Source organism: Rhizobium sp. KNZ2-6A, assembly GCF_056755475.1.
The window spans coordinates 1-15,590 of sequence record NZ_JBNDIC010000012.1 but is presented as its reverse complement, the minus strand read 5'-3'; the positions used below and the strand labels follow the sequence as shown (position 1 = coordinate 15,590).

Below are 15,590 nucleotides of genomic sequence, written 5' to 3'. Positions count from 1 at the left end.
AGACGATGCAAAGAAACTATTATTCTTCCCTTGGCGGTCATCCGCCGCAGAGCGATCTCCTGACGGGGCGGGCGGTATTCACGGAGGCCTATGCCGTCATCCCCAAGGGCGTGATGCAGGACATCGTCACGAGCTATCTGCCCTTTTGGAACGTCACCCGCTGCTGGGTGATCGCCCGGCCGCTTTCGGGCTTCGCCGAGACCTTTTCGCAATATGTCATGGAGGTGGCGCCGGGTGGCGGCAGCGACAGGCCGGAACAGGATGCCGAGGCTGAAGGCGTGCTCTTCGTCGTCGCCGGCGAGATCGAACTGACCCTGCCTTCCGGCAAGCATGTGCTCCAGCCAGGCGGCTATGCCTTCCTGCCGCCGGGTCTGAAGTGGTCGCTGCATAACCGCGCAGGCACGCATTCCCGCTTCCACTGGATCCGCAAGGCCTATGAGGCTGTCGAGGGATTGGATTATCCGCAACCGCTCATCCTCAACGAGAAGGACATCACGCCGTCGGCCATGCCGGGCACCGACGGAGGCTGGGCGACTACCCGCTTCGTCGACCCCTCCGACCTGCGTCACGACATGCATGTGACGATCGTCACCCTGCAGCCCGGCGCCGTCATTCCCTTTGCGGAAACCCATGTCATGGAGCATGGACTCTACGTGCTGGAAGGCAAAGCCGTCTATCGTCTGAACCAGGATTGGGTCGAGGTGGAGGCCGGCGACTTCATGTGGCTGCGTGCCTTCTGCCCGCAGGCCTGCTATGCCGGCGGCCCTGGTCCCTTCCGCTACCTGCTCTACAAGGACGTCAACCGCCACATGGCGCTTCGTCCCTTCGGTTCGCGCCGTTAAGCTCGAGGATATTCGGGAACCCGGCGCTTTCGGCGTCGGGTTTTGCCCGTTCGCGGTTATTGCACGAGGTATCGCTGGCCGCAGCGGCGAGATCGGCAGACGACAGCCCGTATGCTTCAGTTAGTTACTGTGAAAGCGTATCACTGCTGCTGCAGGGCAAGCCTGACGCCGAGGGCCATATAGATCGTGCCGATGACCTTCCCCTGCCAGCGTCCGATGGTGCGGTTGCGGCGCAGCCAGCCGCCGATCGATCCGGCGCCGATCGCCAGAAGCGACGTGATGCCGATGCTGAGGACGACGAAAATGGTGCCGAGCAGCGCGAATTGCGCGATGACGGAGCCACTTTCGGGATGGATGAACTGCGGCAGGAATGCCAGGAAGAAAAGGGCCGTCTTCGGGTTGAGGATCTCGGTGAAGAAACCTTGCCGAAACGCGCGCATGGGCGTGATGGCCTGCGCGGTCGGTACATCAATGCTGCCGCTCTTTTCGATAAAGGCCTTGAAGCCGAGATAGATCAGATAGATGACGCCGGCATATTTGACGATCTCAAAGGCCAGCGCGGATGTGGCGAGCAGCGCCGACAATCCGAAGGTCGCCATCATCGTATGGAAGAGATCGCCGGTGGCAATGCCAAGGCCGGTTGCCAGCCCGGCACGCTTGCCGCCACTGACGGCTCTGGCGAGCGTGAGCAGCGTGGCAGGCCCGGGAATGACCATCAGACCGAGCACTACCAAGATATACGTCGTCAAAACACCGAGGCTAATCATCGATCTCTTCTCATGTTGATGATTTATGGGCAAAGCTCGCGAAAGCGGTGATTTGCGTCCGTCACGAATGGGTGGTTGAAGACTATTCGATTTGCGAGCTGTTGCAAGAGTCACTTCGGATTTGGCATTTGTCGTTCGGGGCGGTTTACCGTCGCGCCCGCGGTCAGCGGCGACCTACATACGCTCACCGGGCAGCCGGCTTGCTTGCTCCACCCAGTCGGTAAACTGCGCTTCGTCCAGCGTATCGTCCTCATGGAGGTTGAGGTAGCGTGTCTCCTTGCTTTTCGATTCCCCGGGCGGGATCGGATGCAGCGATGCGCCGCGAAAGAAGGCGACCTTGACGTATTTCGTGAAGCAATGAATGCTCAGGAACCAGCCATTGCCTTCGATGCCATAGAATGGCGAATTCCATTTGACCGCTTTTCGAACCTCGGGGAGGGCTTGGACGACGAGCGCATCGATCCGGCGTCCGACCTCGTTCTTCCAGCCCGGCATGGCGGCGATATAGGCTTGCACCGGCGCGTCGCCATCGCCCTTGGCGATCTGCGGATTGCCGCCTGAAAGCAGTTTCGGTTCCGTTGACGCCGGCGTGGACGGCGCCTTTGCCGGTGACTTGGGCTTTCTATCGGCCATTGCATTTCTCCAAGGTTGCTGTCTGGTCTATAGTATAGGGCTGATTTGCCGATCGCCTCCATCATCCAGACCGAGCCGTCGGAGACATCGAAAGAGTACAAAGCGTCGAAATGGAGCTTGAAATTGAGCACAGCGTTCATGAAGGAAGAAAGTGCCGAGGCGGCAGCGGAAACCGTGCTGCCCGATCGACCCATTTCCCAGCATCCGAACCTTGTTACGGAAGCAGGATTGAAGGCGCTGGAACTGCAGCTTCAGGAAGCGCGAAAAGCGTATGACACAGCAAACGCCATCGAAGACATCAATGAACGTCGGCGGCAGACCGCCATTCCGTTGCGCGATGCGCGCTATTTCGCGGAAAGGGTTCGCACGGCCGAAGTCGTTGCCACTCCCGGCTCGTTTGACGTCGCCGCCTTCGGGAGCACGGTGACCTATAGGCGGGAAGACGGCCGCGTGCAGAAATACCGCATCGTCGGAGAGGATGAAGCCGATCCCAGGGCGGGATCGATTTCGTACGTATCACCCGTTGCAAGGCTGCTGATGGGAAAGAAGGTTGGCGATGTCGTCAGCCTTGGCAAGGAGGAGCTGGAGATCACCGCGATCGAATAGCCTCCGTCTCTTTTCACGCTGATCCGAAATACCGGTTTTGCGCTTCAGCAGATACCGGAAATCGGCATCTGCTGAAGCATCGGACTATAGCAACGGCGCCGCAGTTTGTAGACGCGACCCCCTTCAAAATCCAAGTCCGAGAGGAGTGCCGGTTCGACCCCGGCCACCCGCACCACCTTTAAATCGATCCCGCGCGTACCGGCCCGTTTTTTAAGAGCATCGCAGGGCATTCACTAGCGCAGTTAGCGCAGCGGGCTGATGCTGGCGACTGGGGTAATACATGAAGAAACCGGGAATAGGGGGCGTCCAATTCTCCAGCACCCGAATGAGGCGGTGCTCAGCAACATGCTCCATAACCTGTTCTTCATATGCGAGCCCAAGGCCGGCTCCGGTGAGCGCCGCCTGAATCACGAGGTTGGTATCGTCGATTATGAGCGGGCCGTTCACACCGATTGTGACCGCCTTGCGTCCCTGCTCGAACTGCCACCGATACGGACCGTTGGGAAGACGCAGGTTCAGACATCGATGATCATTTAGATCCTTGGGCTTCCGAGGAATGCTTCGTGACGCAAAATAGCCGGGCGACCCCACCACCGCCAAACGCAACTCCTGCGAGACGCGCACCGCAATCATATCCTTTTGAACATATTCGCCGAGTTGAATACCAGCATCAAACTCGCCCGCGACGATGTCGACGGGACCAGTGACGGTGACAACGTCGAGAACGACGTCAGGGTAAGCCTCGGCGAATGCGGTGAGCTTCGGCAACAATACCATCACAGCAGCCGACCGTGACATTACAATTCTAAGGCGTCCCGCGGGTCGGTGGCGCACGCTCCGGGCTTTGTCTAGCGCGCGAGTAATTTGCTCAAGCGCCGGAGACAGATCCTCCAGAAGAGCTGCGCCGGCAGCGGTCGGCGCTACACTCTTGGTAGTCCGAGCAAGAAGCTGGATCTCGAGTTGCTGCTCAAGTTTCCTGATCGTGTGGCTCAGGGCGGACTGGGAGACACCCAGCTTCACCGCAGCGCGTGTAAAGCTTCGCTCACTGGCGACGATTGCAAAAATAGCGAGTTCATCCAGGTAGTTCCCCATTATTTATGAATATCATTCATGACCCCATCCCGTCAAAAGTATCTTTCCTCATAAGCGTCTGTGCCCTAGATTTGATCAACAAGCTGATGTGGTCGACTTCTCCACGCTTCGGCCTCTCCGGGGCTCGGCACGGAATTGCGGCACGCATAATAGTTTGACCGGACAACGAGGTGACCATGGATACCGATGTTTGCGCTTTGCGCACCCTGGCGCAGATCTATTTTGACGCCGCCTATGAAATGGATGCTGAGAAATTTGCATCCCTATTTCACCCCTTGAGCTCCGTGACGAAGGTCGCCGACGACGGCGACGTGGGCGTGACGCCGATTGCGACGTGGTTAGCAGTCGTGCGTAATGCCGAAGCTCCAAAACAGCAGGGCGCGGAACGTGACGACGAGATCCTATCAATTGACGTCGAAAGAGATCTCGCGCTTCTGAAGGTGAAATTGCAGGTACCGCCGCGCCACTTCACGGACCTATTGTCATGCTTGAAGGTCAACGGAACCTGGAAGATCGTTCAGAAGGTGATGACTTCGAAAACGTAACGGCTTCAGTGCCGCAATAGAAAATTGAAACGCCCGGCTTGGCAGGTTGCCCATGAAATTTCTATCTCAAAGCGCCAACATCATGGCCTGTGCTTCGGGATCATCGAAGGTTTGGTCGCTTTCCGACGGATATGTCGACCTGCCGGCCCAATTGCTCAGATATCCGAACGGCAAAATATCTACGCCGATAGTATCGCCACGGCGGGAAGAGGCGCTCGTTCGCCTGTCCGTCAACTGCTTCCTGCTCGATCGCCCTGGCAGCGACCGCGTTTTGATAGATTGTGGAGCGGGAACAAGCTGGGACCCGTCCATGGGCCACCTCGAGGAGGCTATGTGCGAGGCTGGCATCGACACATCGTCCATCACGATGGTCGCCCTCACCCATGCCCATGGCGACCACATCAATGGTCTTGTTACGCCTGACGGGCGGCGAGCATTTAGAAACTTAAACAAGATCGTGATTGCGGAGGCCGCCGTCGAGGATTTCCTCGCCGAGCCAGGACTGGCGGATTTTCAGCCACTCCTGGCCCCGATCAACGGAGGAGACCGGCTGGACGATCATTTGCTGGCGATGGCGATACCCGGGCACGCTCCGGGCCATATGGGTTATCTCCTCAGCACTGGCGAGGACGATATTTTATTCTGCGGCGACGTGATCCACGCTCCTGCTGCACAGTTTGCCCGTCCCGAACTCACCTGGGCCTATGACGCTGACCAGTCCATAGCGAGGGCTAGCCGGATCAGGCTGCTCCAAGACGCAGAGGCTGCACACACTTGGCTTGCCGGCGCTCACCTGGGGCGACCGGGCATCGGCAGAATAGTCAAGGAGGGGCACGGATATGCGTTCATCTCGGCCATGTAGTCGCCAATCGCCGAATTGACTTTGCACATCATGCTCCGCCGCAGCAACGCGTGGGCGCGCATTCATTCGGATATTTACGTAGCGATGACAAATGACACCCAAGGAGAACTTGGCTAAACGCCAACGCCTCATGGTGAAATTGACTTCCGGCACTGTTTATCGGATCTCCATCATCGGGTAGAGATGAAAAACGATGCCGTAGCAATATTCGACATTCGAATGACATGGCTAAATTCGGAAGGGCGGGCATGCGGAAAAAGTTGCTGCACGGTCAATGGCAACAGGTCGAGAACGATATTACCGAGGATATTCTGACCGGCCGGCTGTCACCAAAGGCACAGCTTCCAACCGAATCCGACCTGATGGAGCGCTTCGGCGTCGGGCGCCACACCATACGGCGCGCCATTGCCCGTCTTGAGAGCCGGGGGCTCGTGCTGGTCGAGCAGGGGCGTGGGACCTTTGTCAGGGATAGCCGTCTCGACTACCGTCTGTCGGAGCGCACGCGCTTTTCTCAGAATCTGCTCGATCAGGGCAGGGAGCCGCTTGGGCAGGCCATCCATGAAGAGGTCGTTCCAGCCTCCGAGATGATCGCTGACGCCTTGCGGCTTCCCCATGGCGAGCCCGTCTACCATATCGTCCGGTGCGGCTTTGCCGACGAGGAGCCGATCAACTATTCGCATGCCTATTATCCGGTGCGCCGTTTTCCGGGCTTCGATGACGCGCGGCGCAGCGGGCGGAGCGTAACCGTCATTCTGGCCGAGTATGGTATCCCCGACTATATCCGCCTGCGCACCGACATCATCGTCCGCCTACCGACAAGCGAGGAGGCGAAGCAGCTCCGCCAGTCCATGGCGCAGCCTGTGGCCGTGTCGAGAAAAGTGGACGTCGATCTCAAGGGCACGCCGATCTCTTATTCCGAGTCCGTATGGCCGGGCGAGCGCGTGCAATTCTCGATCGACAATACCAGCCAGCTTCTGGACGTTCTTGCGCGCGGTGATGGGGGCTGATTGGCGCGGCTTGCACCAGTGCGACGCTGAGAATGACGCCTCCGTTGCGATATGCTAATGTAATGGCCTGTAAGGGCGCAGGGGGCATGGCAATGTTGGAGACGGACAAGCTATTCGCCGGCTCGATCCCGGAAAATTACGACCGCTATATGGTGCCGTTGATTTTCGAACCTTACGCCGCAGATCTTGCCCGACGGGCAGCGTCCCTGGCGCCGGGCGCGGTCCTCGAAATTGCCGCGGGCACCGGGGCTGTCACCCGCGTATTGGCGCCTAAACTATCCCCCGATGCACGCTATGTCGTCACGGATCTCAATCAACCGATGCTCGACTATGCCCGTTCGCGGCAGGCTCCCGACAGCCGCATCACTTGGCGGCAGGCAGACGCCATGGCGCTGCCGTTTGACGATGCGTCCTTCGATCTCGTCTGCTGCCAGTTCGGCGCCATGTTCTTTCCCGATCGCGTCTCGGCCTATCGCGAGGCAAAACGAGTTTTGAAGCCCGGAGGGCATTTCCTGTTCAACGTCTGGGATCGCCTCGAGGAGAATATATTTGCGAATGAGGTAACGAACGCTCTGGCTCGGATTTTCCCGAACGATCCGCCGCGTTTCCTGGCACGCACCCCGCATGGCTATCACGACGTAGAGCGGATTCGCAGCGATCTCGAGAATGCCGGTTTTACAGATGTGGTGATCGAAACGAGAGCCGAACAGAGCCGTGCATCCTCGCCGCGCATTCCAGCCGTTGCCTATTGTCAGGGAACGCTTCTTCGCAATGAAATCGAGGCCAGGGAAGCGGGAAGCCTGGAGGCTGCAACCGACTATGCCGCATCCGCGATCGCAGACAGGCATGGCAACGGCGAAGTTGCGGCCAAGATTCAAGCGCATATCATTTTAGCCGCTGCCTAACCTGCCCAGCGTCTGCAAGCTTAACTGAAGAATAACTATGATTTAAAGCAAGGCTGCCGATTTAAGCGCGCGGCGACGGGTTGTTATATCGTCTAGGGTCATAAGAGGAGATCCAAGACGATATTTACTGAGATTTCCGGTGTGGTTTTATAGGGAAATAGTTGAGGGTCCGGCCGCCGGCGGTGATGCCGGTAGGTCGTCTCGCCTGCTGTCGAATCTTCAGGTGCTGCGCGCGCTCGCCGCTTTGTCCGTTGTCGTGGCTCACGCCTTGCACGAGACCGGGATGCTGGCGGGGGCGACAGGGCGGGCAGCGGTCGATGGCTCCGCATGGAATCTTGGTTTCGGGGTGGACATATTCTTCGTCCTCTCCGGCTTCATCATGACCCATACGGCCGCGTCGGAGTTCGGCAAGAGCGGCGCTCCGCTGCGTTTCTTCCTGCGGCGCTGCGCCCGCGTGATCCCGCTCTACTGGCTGCTGACGAGCCTCATGCTTATCGGCGCGCTCGTAGCACCCTCGCTGCTGGCTGTTCCCATCGGCTCCGTGTTCCATGTCCTGGCATCCTATTTCTTCATTCCGTCCGGGCGTGGCGCGGATGAAATCAGGCCGGTGCTTGCACTCGCCTGGACGCTGAATTACGAGATGCTGTTCTATGTGTTCTTTGCGGCCGCGCTCCTGCTGCCGATAAGGCTGGGCATCATCTGGCTGTCGGTGCTGATGGCAGGCATGGCGCTTGTCGGAGGGCTCATCGATCCAGGCCATGTCCAGATAGCCTTCTGGACGAACCCCATCATTCTTGAGTTCCTCTTCGGTGTCTATGTCGCCTTGATCTTTCGCAGCGGCATCAGGATCGGCGGTGCCGGAGCACTCGGGCTCATGGCCATCGGTCTTCTCGGCTTCGTACGTATCTCCGACCCCTGGAGCGATGCGACCTTGCCGCAATTCCTGCGATGCGGCCTGCCTGCGGCGCTATTCGTTCTTGCGGCCGCAATCGGCCCTCTCCTGCCTCAGGGGAAGCTCGTCCTATGGGGCGTCGCCCTGGGAGATGCCTCCTATAGTCTCTATCTTGCCCACCCCTTTATCCTGCGGCCGATGCGAGCCATCTGGGCGAAGGCGCTCGGCGGAGCTCTTCCTCTCGGCCTGTTCGTTATATTCGCCACGCTCGCGGCTGCCTTGTTTTCCCTGCTACTCTTCTGGGCCGTTGAGAAACCGCTTACCAGCCGCATCCAGCGTCTCGTGCTTCGCTCCGGGCGGCCGCGTATGCCAACTGGCACTCTCCCGGCGGTAGACACCGAGAGCGCCTAGGCAAAGTCGCAAGCGATGCTTGGCATCGGTTCGAAGCATCCGTCCCATTGCTCAGTCGGCCCATTCGGGATCGGTCGTGAAGGCGATCGTCAGCCAACGGTCCGGGCCTTCGTCACCGATCGCATCGCCGATCTCGTCGCGAATATGGTCCCATTCCTCCAGCTTCTTCGCAGGCCCGTCCGGTGGCACGATGAAATAAAGCTCGATCTGCTTGCCGCGGCCGACGCGGGCGACATAGGAGCGGTAGGATTCGAAACCGTAGCGTTGGACGATGTCGGTAGCGACGCGGTCGACATGTTCCCGCAGATCGGAAGGCGTTACGAGCAGAATATCGGCAAACGCCTGCTTGATCGTGCCGATCGGCATGGGGATGACGATGAGGCAGACCAGCGCGAGTGCGGCCGGATCGACATAGGGCGACATCCATTCCAGGCGTGTCCCCTGAATGAAAAAGCCGAAGATGAAGGCGAGCAGCAGCGCCCCGCTTAAGCAGCCCGTCATCACCCAGGCCTTGGCGTCGAGTGCAATGAAACTGGACCTCAGTTTCTCGTTCGCACGCCTGCCACAACCTGCCATCAGGAAGGCGATGATCATGGTCAGCACCGCATAGATGATGGCTTGATCGAAGGAGAGATGCCGACCGCCGGCCATGATGCTGCCGATTGCGTTGATCAGGGCATAGACCGCGGCTCCCGTCAGCAAGACGCCATTGAGGCCAAGCACCATGGGTTCGAGATGCCAGAAACCCATGGTGAAATGCTTGGCGAACCTGCCGCCGGAGGCCGTGTTCGTTGCGGAGGACACGATCAGGTTGGAGACGATCAGCGCGACGATCGTCATGCTTGCATCAGTAAGCGCGTAGACGCCGTCGAAGACGATCGCATAGGAACCGGAGAGAAGACCGAAGACAATGCCGGCGACCGCCAGAACGAAGGTCACGATAATGGAGATGCGCAGGACGCTTTGTTCGGTTGTCACTTTTCAATCTCCGACGAGAGACGCGGTATGCGTTTCAGATAATTTTGCAGGCTCGACGGACTTTTAGCGCGTCATATAGGCTGAGCCAATCCGGGCGAACGATAGCAAGAGAGCTTCTTCTTTATGCGGAGGCAAAACGGGGTTTTTGATCAGGGTTCGCGAAGCCGAGCGCTCTGACCCTGCCGCCTGAATTCGCTCGGCGTGACGCCAACCAGCTTCTTGAAGTCGCGGGCGAAGTGGAAGGGGTCGGGATAGCCGCATTGGGCGGCGATCTTGCCGATCGGCTCATCGGTTATAACAAGCAAACGCTTCGCGGCGTTCACGCGCTCGTGGCGGAGCCAATCGAGAGGCGTCGTCCCCATTCTCTGACGAAAGCGGCGAAACAGCTGCGCCTGGCTCAGATGGGCGGCGATGGCGAGCTCACCCACCGTCCAGGGGCGGGTGAGGTCGGCGCGGACCAATTCCACGACGCGCTGCAATCGTTGGGCTGCGCCGCTGAGCTCGCCATGTTCCGCGCGTTCGGAAATCAGAAGCGAGATCAATTGCGCAAGCAGGGCAAAACATCGGCTGTCCGAGAGGAAACTGCCCGTCTCCACTTCCCGGAGGATGTCTTCGAACAGCGCCCGTGGATCGCGCGGGCTCGAAATGCCAAAGACCGGATTGGCGATCACGCCCAGACTGTCGAACAGCGTATCGAGTCCGTGTCCTGCGAACCCCACCCAGAGATAGGACCAGTGCGAATGGCGCGGTTCACAGCGATGCGAATAGAGCATCGAGGAATCCAGCCACGCGATCGTCCCTTCATGCAGGGCGCTTGAGAGATCGTTGACCTGCAACAGGCCTTTTCCGCTGAGGGTCAGGATGAGAGTATGCTGGTTGAAGCGATGGGCGATCGGCATTTCCGCGGGCGTGCAGATGCGCCGCCCGGCGGCGAGAAGCGCATAGGGCAGGGCGCGGGACAGCCTGCCCGGCGTCTGGAAGAAGACGTCGTCCACAGCGGAAATATCGTCTGGGATTGCTTCATCGGTCATGCCGTCAGGTCTTATCCGGAGATGAGAGTTTTATCCATATGGCTGCGGTTCGCATCCATGTCTTTTCGCCGTTCGAGGCTGTAATCTGTGGCCGATGAACCAGAATGGACGAGGTCCTGAGCATGTCGACGGCAACCCCAGCATTTGATCCGCTCTCGCAAGCGTTCACGGACGACCCCTATGCCTCCTACCGCCAGCTGCGCGCCAGCCCAGGCCCGGTCTATTACGAGCATTTCGACATGTGGCTGCTGTCGCGCTATCAGGATGTCGCCACCGCCGCCGGCGACAAGACGCTCGTGCGCTCGCTCGAATTCTTTCTCTCCCCGGAAGAGATACAGGAACAGAAGGTGCGGCAGAATTGGCACGACATGCCGAACCATTCGCGCTTCGTGCAATTCAGCCTTTTGGATTCCGACGGCGAAACCCATGACCGGCTGCGCCGCAAGGTGTTTCGTGAATTCACGCCCGCGCTCGTCGCTCGCCAGCGCGGGATGATACAGGAATTCGTCGACCGGCTGCTCGATCGCCTCCTGCAAGCCGGCACGATCGATTTCGTCGAGGATCTCGCCTCGCAGGTTCCGGGTCACATCATCGGCTCGGTTCTCGGCGTGCCGGAGGAATATGCCGGGCAGCTACGCAAGTGGTCGGAAGAGGTCGTGCAATATTTCGATGTCGATCGCAGCGCGGAACGCAAGGCGACCGCCGAACGTGCGACGACGGAGTTCTACGAGTTGCTCAAAGAGCTGATTGCCGATCGCACGCGCAACCCGCGCGACGATCTTCTCTGTCGGCTGACCGAGGCGCATGTCGCCGGTGAATTGACCGAAGACGAGCTCGTTTCCACCTGCATGCTGATCCTAATGGCCGGCCATGGCTCGACGATCGACGTGCTCGGCAGCGGCATGCATGCGCTGCTGCAATATCCCGACGCCCTGGCCAAACTTCGAGAAACGCCGGGCATCATGTCGACAGCCATCCAGGAGATGTTCCGTTTCGAGTCGCCGCTGCCGTTCTTTCACCGCTATCTCACCGAGGAGAAGACGATTGCCGGCGAGCGACTGCCGAAAGGCACGAAGGTCGGCCTGCTGTATGGCGCGGCCAATCGCGACCCTGAACAATTCGAGGCGCCCGATCGGTTCAATGTCGAGCGTAATCCCAATCGCCATCTGGCATTCGGTGGCGGCGCGCATTTCTGTCTTGGCAATCACCTTGCCCGGCTGGATATGGAGATTATCTTCTCGACGCTCTTGCAGCGGACGCGCTCCATCGAACTGCTGGATGAACACCCCGCCTATAAGCGCGGTCTGTCGGTGCGCGGCCCGAAACGCCTCGACATCAGGCTCGTTGCCGCTTGATCGGTTTTGCCGAAAGCATGGAGAATACGGAGAATACAATGTGTGAAATCGTGTTCATCGATTCCGCCGGTCGCGAGACGCGTGTGCAGGCCCAGGATGGCGAGACGGTGATGGCCGCCGCCGTCCGGAGCGGTATCGATGGCATCGTGGCGCAATGCGGCGGCGCCCTGGCCTGCGGCACCTGTCATTGCTATGTCGAGCAGCCACACCTCGATCTCCTGCCGCCGCCTTCCGAAGAAGAGGCGGCGATGATCGAATTCGTCATGGAGCCGACGGTCAACAGCCGTCTCAGCTGTCAGATCCTTGCAAGCAGCGTAGTCGACGGCATGCGCGTCGTCGTGCCGGATAGCCAGCACTAGGGGCTATCATTGAGCCGAGGTCGCTGATGTAGCGACCTCGGCTAAATCTTGAGGCTATCTAGCCTAAACCGACCGTTCCGATGCGAGCAGATCGGCATGATGGGCGCGGGCGACATCCGGGTGTGACCGCAACCGGCTCTTCAGCTGGTTTTGGCCGACCTCGCGGAAGATCGGATTGAGCGGATCGACCGAGATGCCACGCTCGGCGCGCTTCAACTCATCCGGCAATTCGATGAGGGGGATCGCGGCGTCCGGCCGGGAGCCCAGGAAGAAGGCGACGGAGAAGCGTTCGACGCCTGCAGGCGGTGCGATGACATCATGCACGTCGGCGCGAACGAAACCGTTCGTCGCAAGCTCCAGCAATTCGCCGGTATTGATGACGAAGGTGCCGGGCACCGGCGGAGCATCGATCCACACGCCGTCTTCCGTGCGCACCCGCAGGCCGGGTGTCGTATCCTGGAGCAATACGGTCACGAAGCCGCCGTCCTTGTGGGCGCCCACGCCCTGATCCGTTTCGGCGACATCGCGGCCCGGATAGCGGATGATCTTCAGAAGCTGTGAGGGCTGCGGCTCATAGATATCGGCGAAGACGTTTTCCGGCTGGCCGAGAGCTGCGGCGATCGCCTTCAGCACATCGATGCCGATACGGGTCACTTCTGCCTGATAGGCCAGCAGGAGCGGTTTGAGCTCAGGCAGCGCCTCCGGCCACTGGTTTGGCCCCTGCAGTCGCCGCCAGGCCGGCGTATCCGGACCAAGTTCGAAAGGCGCGCTCTCGGTGTTGATGTCGAGCTGCTCACGCCAGTCCCGCTCGCCGCGGGTCCGCTCCTGTCCAGCCCGATTGTAGCCTCGGAAATGCGGCGACTTCACCATCTCGATCTTGAGCTTCTCTTCGAGCGGCAGCGCGAAGAAGCGCTTCGCGGTGGCAACGACGTTTTCGATCAGCTTCGGATCGACACCATGGCCCGTCAGATAGAAGAAGCCGTGATCATGGAGCACCGTGCGAAGCTCCGCGACGAACGCCCGGCGTTCCGACGGCGAGGCATAAAATCGCGACAGATCGAGTGTCGGCAGCGATGTGTCCGAGCCAATCGGCGTCGTGTTAGGGGTCAACGGTTGCTCCTCTTGCAAGGTGATCCTGTTGCTGTCTTTCCAGATGGCAACTTCGTCATTCAGGTCGAAGCTAGAATCCATCCGTCACGAAGGCAAAGAAGATAATCTCAAAGAACGCAGATCTGTTGGAATGGGTTTTTGCGGCCGCTGTTCCTGCGAGTGCTACTCGCCGGAACAGCGGCCAACCTCGATAGGAACGAGACAAACTCGGACTTCGTCTATGGCCTCGGCATTCCTGGTGGTCAGTTCCTGGCATCCGAAACGCTGGATTTCTCCGCGAGGTGATTTGCAAGTTTGTCCAACGTCTGGGCGCCATATTGAACTGCACCGAATCCAATGACGACGGCGCGGCGCTCCGGTGTCGGATGCATCTGGCGCAGGGTGACGACGGTTTTACCGTTATCCTGTTCATCGAAGGTAATCAGCATTCGGAAGCGGTCCGGGTCGTCAGCGGCGTCCGTGCCGTGGCTGGCTTCGATCAGTTTTGGTGCTTCGATCCGTAGGAATTCCATGCGATTGGAGAAGCGAGTGCCGTCCGGAGCAACCATGTCAAATCGCCACAAGCCGCCCGCGCGGATGTCGATCTCATGTGTTTCGATGCGAAACCCATCGGGTCCGAACCACTTCACGATCTGCGATGGATCGGTCCATGCGAGAAACGCGGCTTCTCGGTCCGCGTCAACGACACGGGCAATGACGACTTCCCTTTCCAAAGGCCAGGAAGCCCAGTCCGAGATGTTGTTCTTGGCGTGATCATTCATTCGATTTCCCTTTCTCTTTCTTCATGTTTTCCAGATGCGCCTCGAAGCGGTCAAAGCGTTCTTCCCATTGACGCCGATTGGACGCCAACCAGTCCTCCGCATCCTGCAGGGCCTTTGGATTGAGCGAACAGATACGCGTCCGCCCCTCCCTTCTCGAAACGATGAGGCCAGCCTTTTCCAGAATGCCGAGATGCTGAGTGAACGACGGCAGTGCCATGGCGAAGGAACCGGCTAGTTGAGAGACTGTTGCAGGCGCACGGCTCAGAATTTGAACCACCGCTCGTCGCGTTGGATCGGAGAGTGCGCTGAAGGTGCTTTCGATGGACAGGCTTTTGTTAGGCATGTACCTAACTATAGGGGCTCTGACACTTAGGTCAATACCTAATCTTCCGGCGAGCGCATCTCTTCTCAAATTGTCAATCGGATGATCAGGTGTCGCATCGCGGCAGAAGGGAGGAATTGAGGCAGTGGTTCCTCGAATGCCACTCACATGAACGGCTTCACGGCGCTGGTTCAGATCAACTCTTCGACGCTCTGGATCAGTGTGAGCCTTTTGCCAGCATCCCGCGCTTCAGCGCAAAGGCTGCGGATGTCGGGCATCCAGTCCTGCTCGATGTCCCATATGGTCCGGAACAGATCCCGTGTCGGGGGCATGGTCGAAAGTCCGCCGGGCGCATGCTCGAGCTTGCCTGATTGCCACGCGATCTGCCGCTCCGCGGCGAGCCAGAAATGCATCCAGAGCGGCATGTCAACGAGAATGATCTCGGTCGCACGACCTAACCGCGCCGGGATCGAGTTCCGATGCCCCAATCCATCGATAACCCAGTTCTCACCGGCGATGATCCGTTCGTGCTGTTCGGCGTAAGTTTCAAATGGCGCTGGGTCCCAGCCTTCCTGCCAAAGGAGCTGGTCGATCTCGAAGTGGGGAATTGCGTGTCCCTCGCCCAATTTACGGGCGAGGGTGGATTTTCCACCGCCTGCATTTCCGAGAATGGCGATGCGCAACATCGAATAGAGGCCTGAAGATTTGAGCTTATCGGGAGTCTGGCGGAGATGCCCCCATGTTATGGGGTCATTCTGTTGTCTTTGCAATTTACATCAATCGCTACCATTCAGGCACCGTCTCTACGTACGAAATGTCGAATGCCGGTCGGCATAGCCTCGATGAGATCGCGCAAGGTCGGCGGTACCAGTTCGAATTGATCGAGCCCGGCCCGCGTGGATGGTGCCCAGCAAAATTCGAGCTCGGCGCTGCCGTCTTTCACCCGATGCACGATGTCCGTTTCGTGGAATGGAAGCGGCCGCGCGAGTTCCGCCTCGTAGTAAAAGCCGACCTCATGAACGCGCCGTCCGGCAAGTTCGAAGAAGTTTTCGATGATGAAGCGCAAGGGGCCGACGGTGGCCGTGCAGCCGATTTCCTCTTCGATCTCGCGG

The 15,590-nt window shown here is 59.2% G+C and carries 19 protein-coding genes; 9 read left to right on the top strand and 10 right to left on the bottom strand.

What is annotated here, in order from left to right; genetic code table 11:
• The first annotated feature begins 5 nt into the window (after positions 1-5).
• Positions 6-842 (top strand): bifunctional allantoicase/(S)-ureidoglycine aminohydrolase, encoded by an 837-nt coding sequence (locus tag ACPYOP_RS10600; RefSeq protein ID WP_481410344.1) that lies wholly within the window; start codon positions 6-8, stop codon positions 840-842.
• A 140-nt stretch (positions 843-982) separates the two neighbouring features.
• Here ACPYOP_RS10600 and ACPYOP_RS10595 read toward each other — a convergent pair whose 3' ends face one another.
• Both ACPYOP_RS10595 and ACPYOP_RS10590 read right to left on the bottom strand, forming a co-directional pair.
• Complete coding sequence (locus ACPYOP_RS10595) at positions 983-1,609, bottom strand: LysE family translocator (RefSeq protein WP_481410343.1); 627 nt, start codon at positions 1,607-1,609, stop codon at positions 983-985.
• 174 nt (positions 1,610-1,783) lie between these two features.
• Positions 1,784-2,242: a DUF1801 domain-containing protein gene (locus ACPYOP_RS10590; protein WP_481410342.1), complete on the bottom strand. Its 459-nt coding sequence runs from the start codon at positions 2,240-2,242 to the stop codon at positions 1,784-1,786.
• A 123-nt stretch (positions 2,243-2,365) separates the two neighbouring features.
• On the opposite strand from ACPYOP_RS10590, the gene greA reads away from it, so the two are divergent.
• Entirely contained in the window at positions 2,366-2,848 is a 483-nt protein-coding gene (gene greA, locus ACPYOP_RS10585) for a transcription elongation factor GreA (protein ID WP_481410341.1), read from the top strand.
• 210 nt (positions 2,849-3,058) lie between these two features.
• Here greA and ACPYOP_RS10580 read toward each other — a convergent pair whose 3' ends face one another.
• Positions 3,059-3,940: a LysR family transcriptional regulator gene (locus tag ACPYOP_RS10580; RefSeq protein ID WP_481410340.1), complete on the bottom strand. Its 882-nt coding sequence runs from the start codon at positions 3,938-3,940 to the stop codon at positions 3,059-3,061.
• 176 nt (positions 3,941-4,116) lie between these two features.
• Here ACPYOP_RS10580 and ACPYOP_RS10575 point away from each other — a divergent pair, with 176 nt between their 5' ends.
• The 5 genes from ACPYOP_RS10575 (at position 4,117) to ACPYOP_RS10555 (ending at position 8,562) form a co-directional block, all read left to right on the top strand.
• Complete coding sequence (locus ACPYOP_RS10575) at positions 4,117-4,485, top strand: nuclear transport factor 2 family protein (RefSeq protein WP_481410339.1); 369 nt, start codon at positions 4,117-4,119, stop codon at positions 4,483-4,485.
• A gap of 52 nt (positions 4,486-4,537) precedes the next feature.
• Positions 4,538-5,347 carry an MBL fold metallo-hydrolase gene (locus tag ACPYOP_RS10570; protein ID WP_481410338.1) on the top strand — a complete coding sequence of 270 codons (810 nt, stop codon included), beginning with the start codon at positions 4,538-4,540 and terminating at the stop codon, positions 5,345-5,347.
• Positions 5,348-5,595: 248 nt separating this feature from the next.
• Complete coding sequence (gene phnF / locus ACPYOP_RS10565) at positions 5,596-6,354, top strand: phosphonate metabolism transcriptional regulator PhnF (RefSeq protein ID WP_481410337.1); 759 nt, start codon at positions 5,596-5,598, stop codon at positions 6,352-6,354.
• A 92-nt stretch (positions 6,355-6,446) separates the two neighbouring features.
• Positions 6,447-7,259 carry a class I SAM-dependent methyltransferase gene (locus ACPYOP_RS10560; protein ID WP_481410336.1) on the top strand — a complete coding sequence of 271 codons (813 nt, stop codon included), beginning with the start codon at positions 6,447-6,449 and terminating at the stop codon, positions 7,257-7,259.
• A 139-nt stretch (positions 7,260-7,398) separates the two neighbouring features.
• Positions 7,399-8,562 (top strand): acyltransferase family protein, encoded by a 1,164-nt coding sequence (locus ACPYOP_RS10555; protein ID WP_481410335.1) that lies wholly within the window; start codon positions 7,399-7,401, stop codon positions 8,560-8,562.
• A 51-nt stretch (positions 8,563-8,613) separates the two neighbouring features.
• Here the strand turns inward: ACPYOP_RS10555 and ACPYOP_RS10550 are convergent, their stop codons facing one another.
• A complete protein-coding gene (locus ACPYOP_RS10550) occupies positions 8,614-9,540 on the bottom strand; it encodes a cation diffusion facilitator family transporter (protein WP_481410334.1) in 927 nt (308 codons plus the stop codon).
• Positions 9,541-9,689: 149 nt separating this feature from the next.
• Positions 9,690-10,571, bottom strand: coding sequence for a helix-turn-helix domain-containing protein (locus ACPYOP_RS10545; RefSeq protein WP_481410333.1), 882 nt, complete (start codon positions 10,569-10,571; stop codon positions 9,690-9,692).
• A gap of 122 nt (positions 10,572-10,693) precedes the next feature.
• On the opposite strand from ACPYOP_RS10545, the gene ACPYOP_RS10540 reads away from it, so the two are divergent.
• Positions 10,694-11,926 carry a cytochrome P450 gene (locus ACPYOP_RS10540; RefSeq protein ID WP_481410457.1) on the top strand — a complete coding sequence of 411 codons (1,233 nt, stop codon included), beginning with the start codon at positions 10,694-10,696 and terminating at the stop codon, positions 11,924-11,926.
• A 38-nt stretch (positions 11,927-11,964) separates the two neighbouring features.
• The gene (locus ACPYOP_RS10535; RefSeq protein ID WP_481410332.1) at positions 11,965-12,285 is read left to right on the top strand and encodes a 2Fe-2S iron-sulfur cluster-binding protein; all 321 of its coding nucleotides are present in this window, start codon (positions 11,965-11,967) and stop codon (positions 12,283-12,285) included.
• A gap of 63 nt (positions 12,286-12,348) precedes the next feature.
• Here ACPYOP_RS10535 and ACPYOP_RS10530 read toward each other — a convergent pair whose 3' ends face one another.
• From ACPYOP_RS10530 to ACPYOP_RS10510, 5 genes are all read right to left on the bottom strand, one after another.
• The gene (locus tag ACPYOP_RS10530; protein WP_481410331.1) at positions 12,349-13,395 is read right to left on the bottom strand and encodes an isopenicillin N synthase family dioxygenase; all 1,047 of its coding nucleotides are present in this window, start codon (positions 13,393-13,395) and stop codon (positions 12,349-12,351) included.
• A gap of 242 nt (positions 13,396-13,637) precedes the next feature.
• On the bottom strand, positions 13,638-14,156 hold the full coding sequence (locus ACPYOP_RS10525; protein WP_481410330.1) for an SRPBCC family protein: 519 nt from the start codon (positions 14,154-14,156) through the stop codon (positions 13,638-13,640).
• Positions 14,149-14,499 carry an ArsR/SmtB family transcription factor gene (locus ACPYOP_RS10520; RefSeq protein WP_481410329.1) on the bottom strand — a complete coding sequence of 117 codons (351 nt, stop codon included), beginning with the start codon at positions 14,497-14,499 and terminating at the stop codon, positions 14,149-14,151. Before ACPYOP_RS10520 ends, ACPYOP_RS10525 begins: the two co-directional genes overlap by 8 nt.
• A 170-nt stretch (positions 14,500-14,669) precedes the next feature.
• Positions 14,670-15,164, bottom strand: coding sequence for a P-loop NTPase family protein (locus tag ACPYOP_RS10515; protein ID WP_481410328.1), 495 nt, complete (start codon positions 15,162-15,164; stop codon positions 14,670-14,672).
• 104 nt (positions 15,165-15,268) lie between these two features.
• On the bottom strand, positions 15,269-15,590 hold a 322-nt coding region (locus ACPYOP_RS10510), incomplete at its 5' end, for an NUDIX hydrolase (protein ID WP_481410327.1).

Coding starts and splice junctions, on each gene's coding strand:
- ACPYOP_RS10540 (WP_481410457.1), top strand. CDS start 10,694: ATGTCGACGGCAACCCCAGCATTTGATCCGCTCTCGCAAGCGTTCACG.
- ACPYOP_RS10595 (WP_481410343.1), bottom strand. CDS start 1,609: ATGATTAGCCTCGGTGTTTTGACGACGTATATCTTGGTAGTGCTCGGT.
- ACPYOP_RS10560 (WP_481410336.1), top strand. CDS start 6,447: ATGTTGGAGACGGACAAGCTATTCGCCGGCTCGATCCCGGAAAATTAC.
- ACPYOP_RS10600 (WP_481410344.1), top strand. CDS start 6: ATGCAAAGAAACTATTATTCTTCCCTTGGCGGTCATCCGCCGCAGAGC.
- phnF (WP_481410337.1), top strand. CDS start 5,596: ATGCGGAAAAAGTTGCTGCACGGTCAATGGCAACAGGTCGAGAACGAT.
- ACPYOP_RS10545 (WP_481410333.1), bottom strand. CDS start 10,571: ATGACCGATGAAGCAATCCCAGACGATATTTCCGCTGTGGACGACGTC.
- ACPYOP_RS10535 (WP_481410332.1), top strand. CDS start 11,965: ATGTGTGAAATCGTGTTCATCGATTCCGCCGGTCGCGAGACGCGTGTG.
- ACPYOP_RS10515 (WP_481410328.1), bottom strand. CDS start 15,164: ATGTTGCGCATCGCCATTCTCGGAAATGCAGGCGGTGGAAAATCCACC.
- ACPYOP_RS10570 (WP_481410338.1), top strand. CDS start 4,538: ATGAAATTTCTATCTCAAAGCGCCAACATCATGGCCTGTGCTTCGGGA.
- ACPYOP_RS10575 (WP_481410339.1), top strand. CDS start 4,117: ATGGATACCGATGTTTGCGCTTTGCGCACCCTGGCGCAGATCTATTTT.
- ACPYOP_RS10525 (WP_481410330.1), bottom strand. CDS start 14,156: ATGAATGATCACGCCAAGAACAACATCTCGGACTGGGCTTCCTGGCCT.
- ACPYOP_RS10580 (WP_481410340.1), bottom strand. CDS start 3,940: ATGGGGAACTACCTGGATGAACTCGCTATTTTTGCAATCGTCGCCAGT.
- ACPYOP_RS10590 (WP_481410342.1), bottom strand. CDS start 2,242: ATGGCCGATAGAAAGCCCAAGTCACCGGCAAAGGCGCCGTCCACGCCG.
- ACPYOP_RS10520 (WP_481410329.1), bottom strand. CDS start 14,499: ATGCCTAACAAAAGCCTGTCCATCGAAAGCACCTTCAGCGCACTCTCC.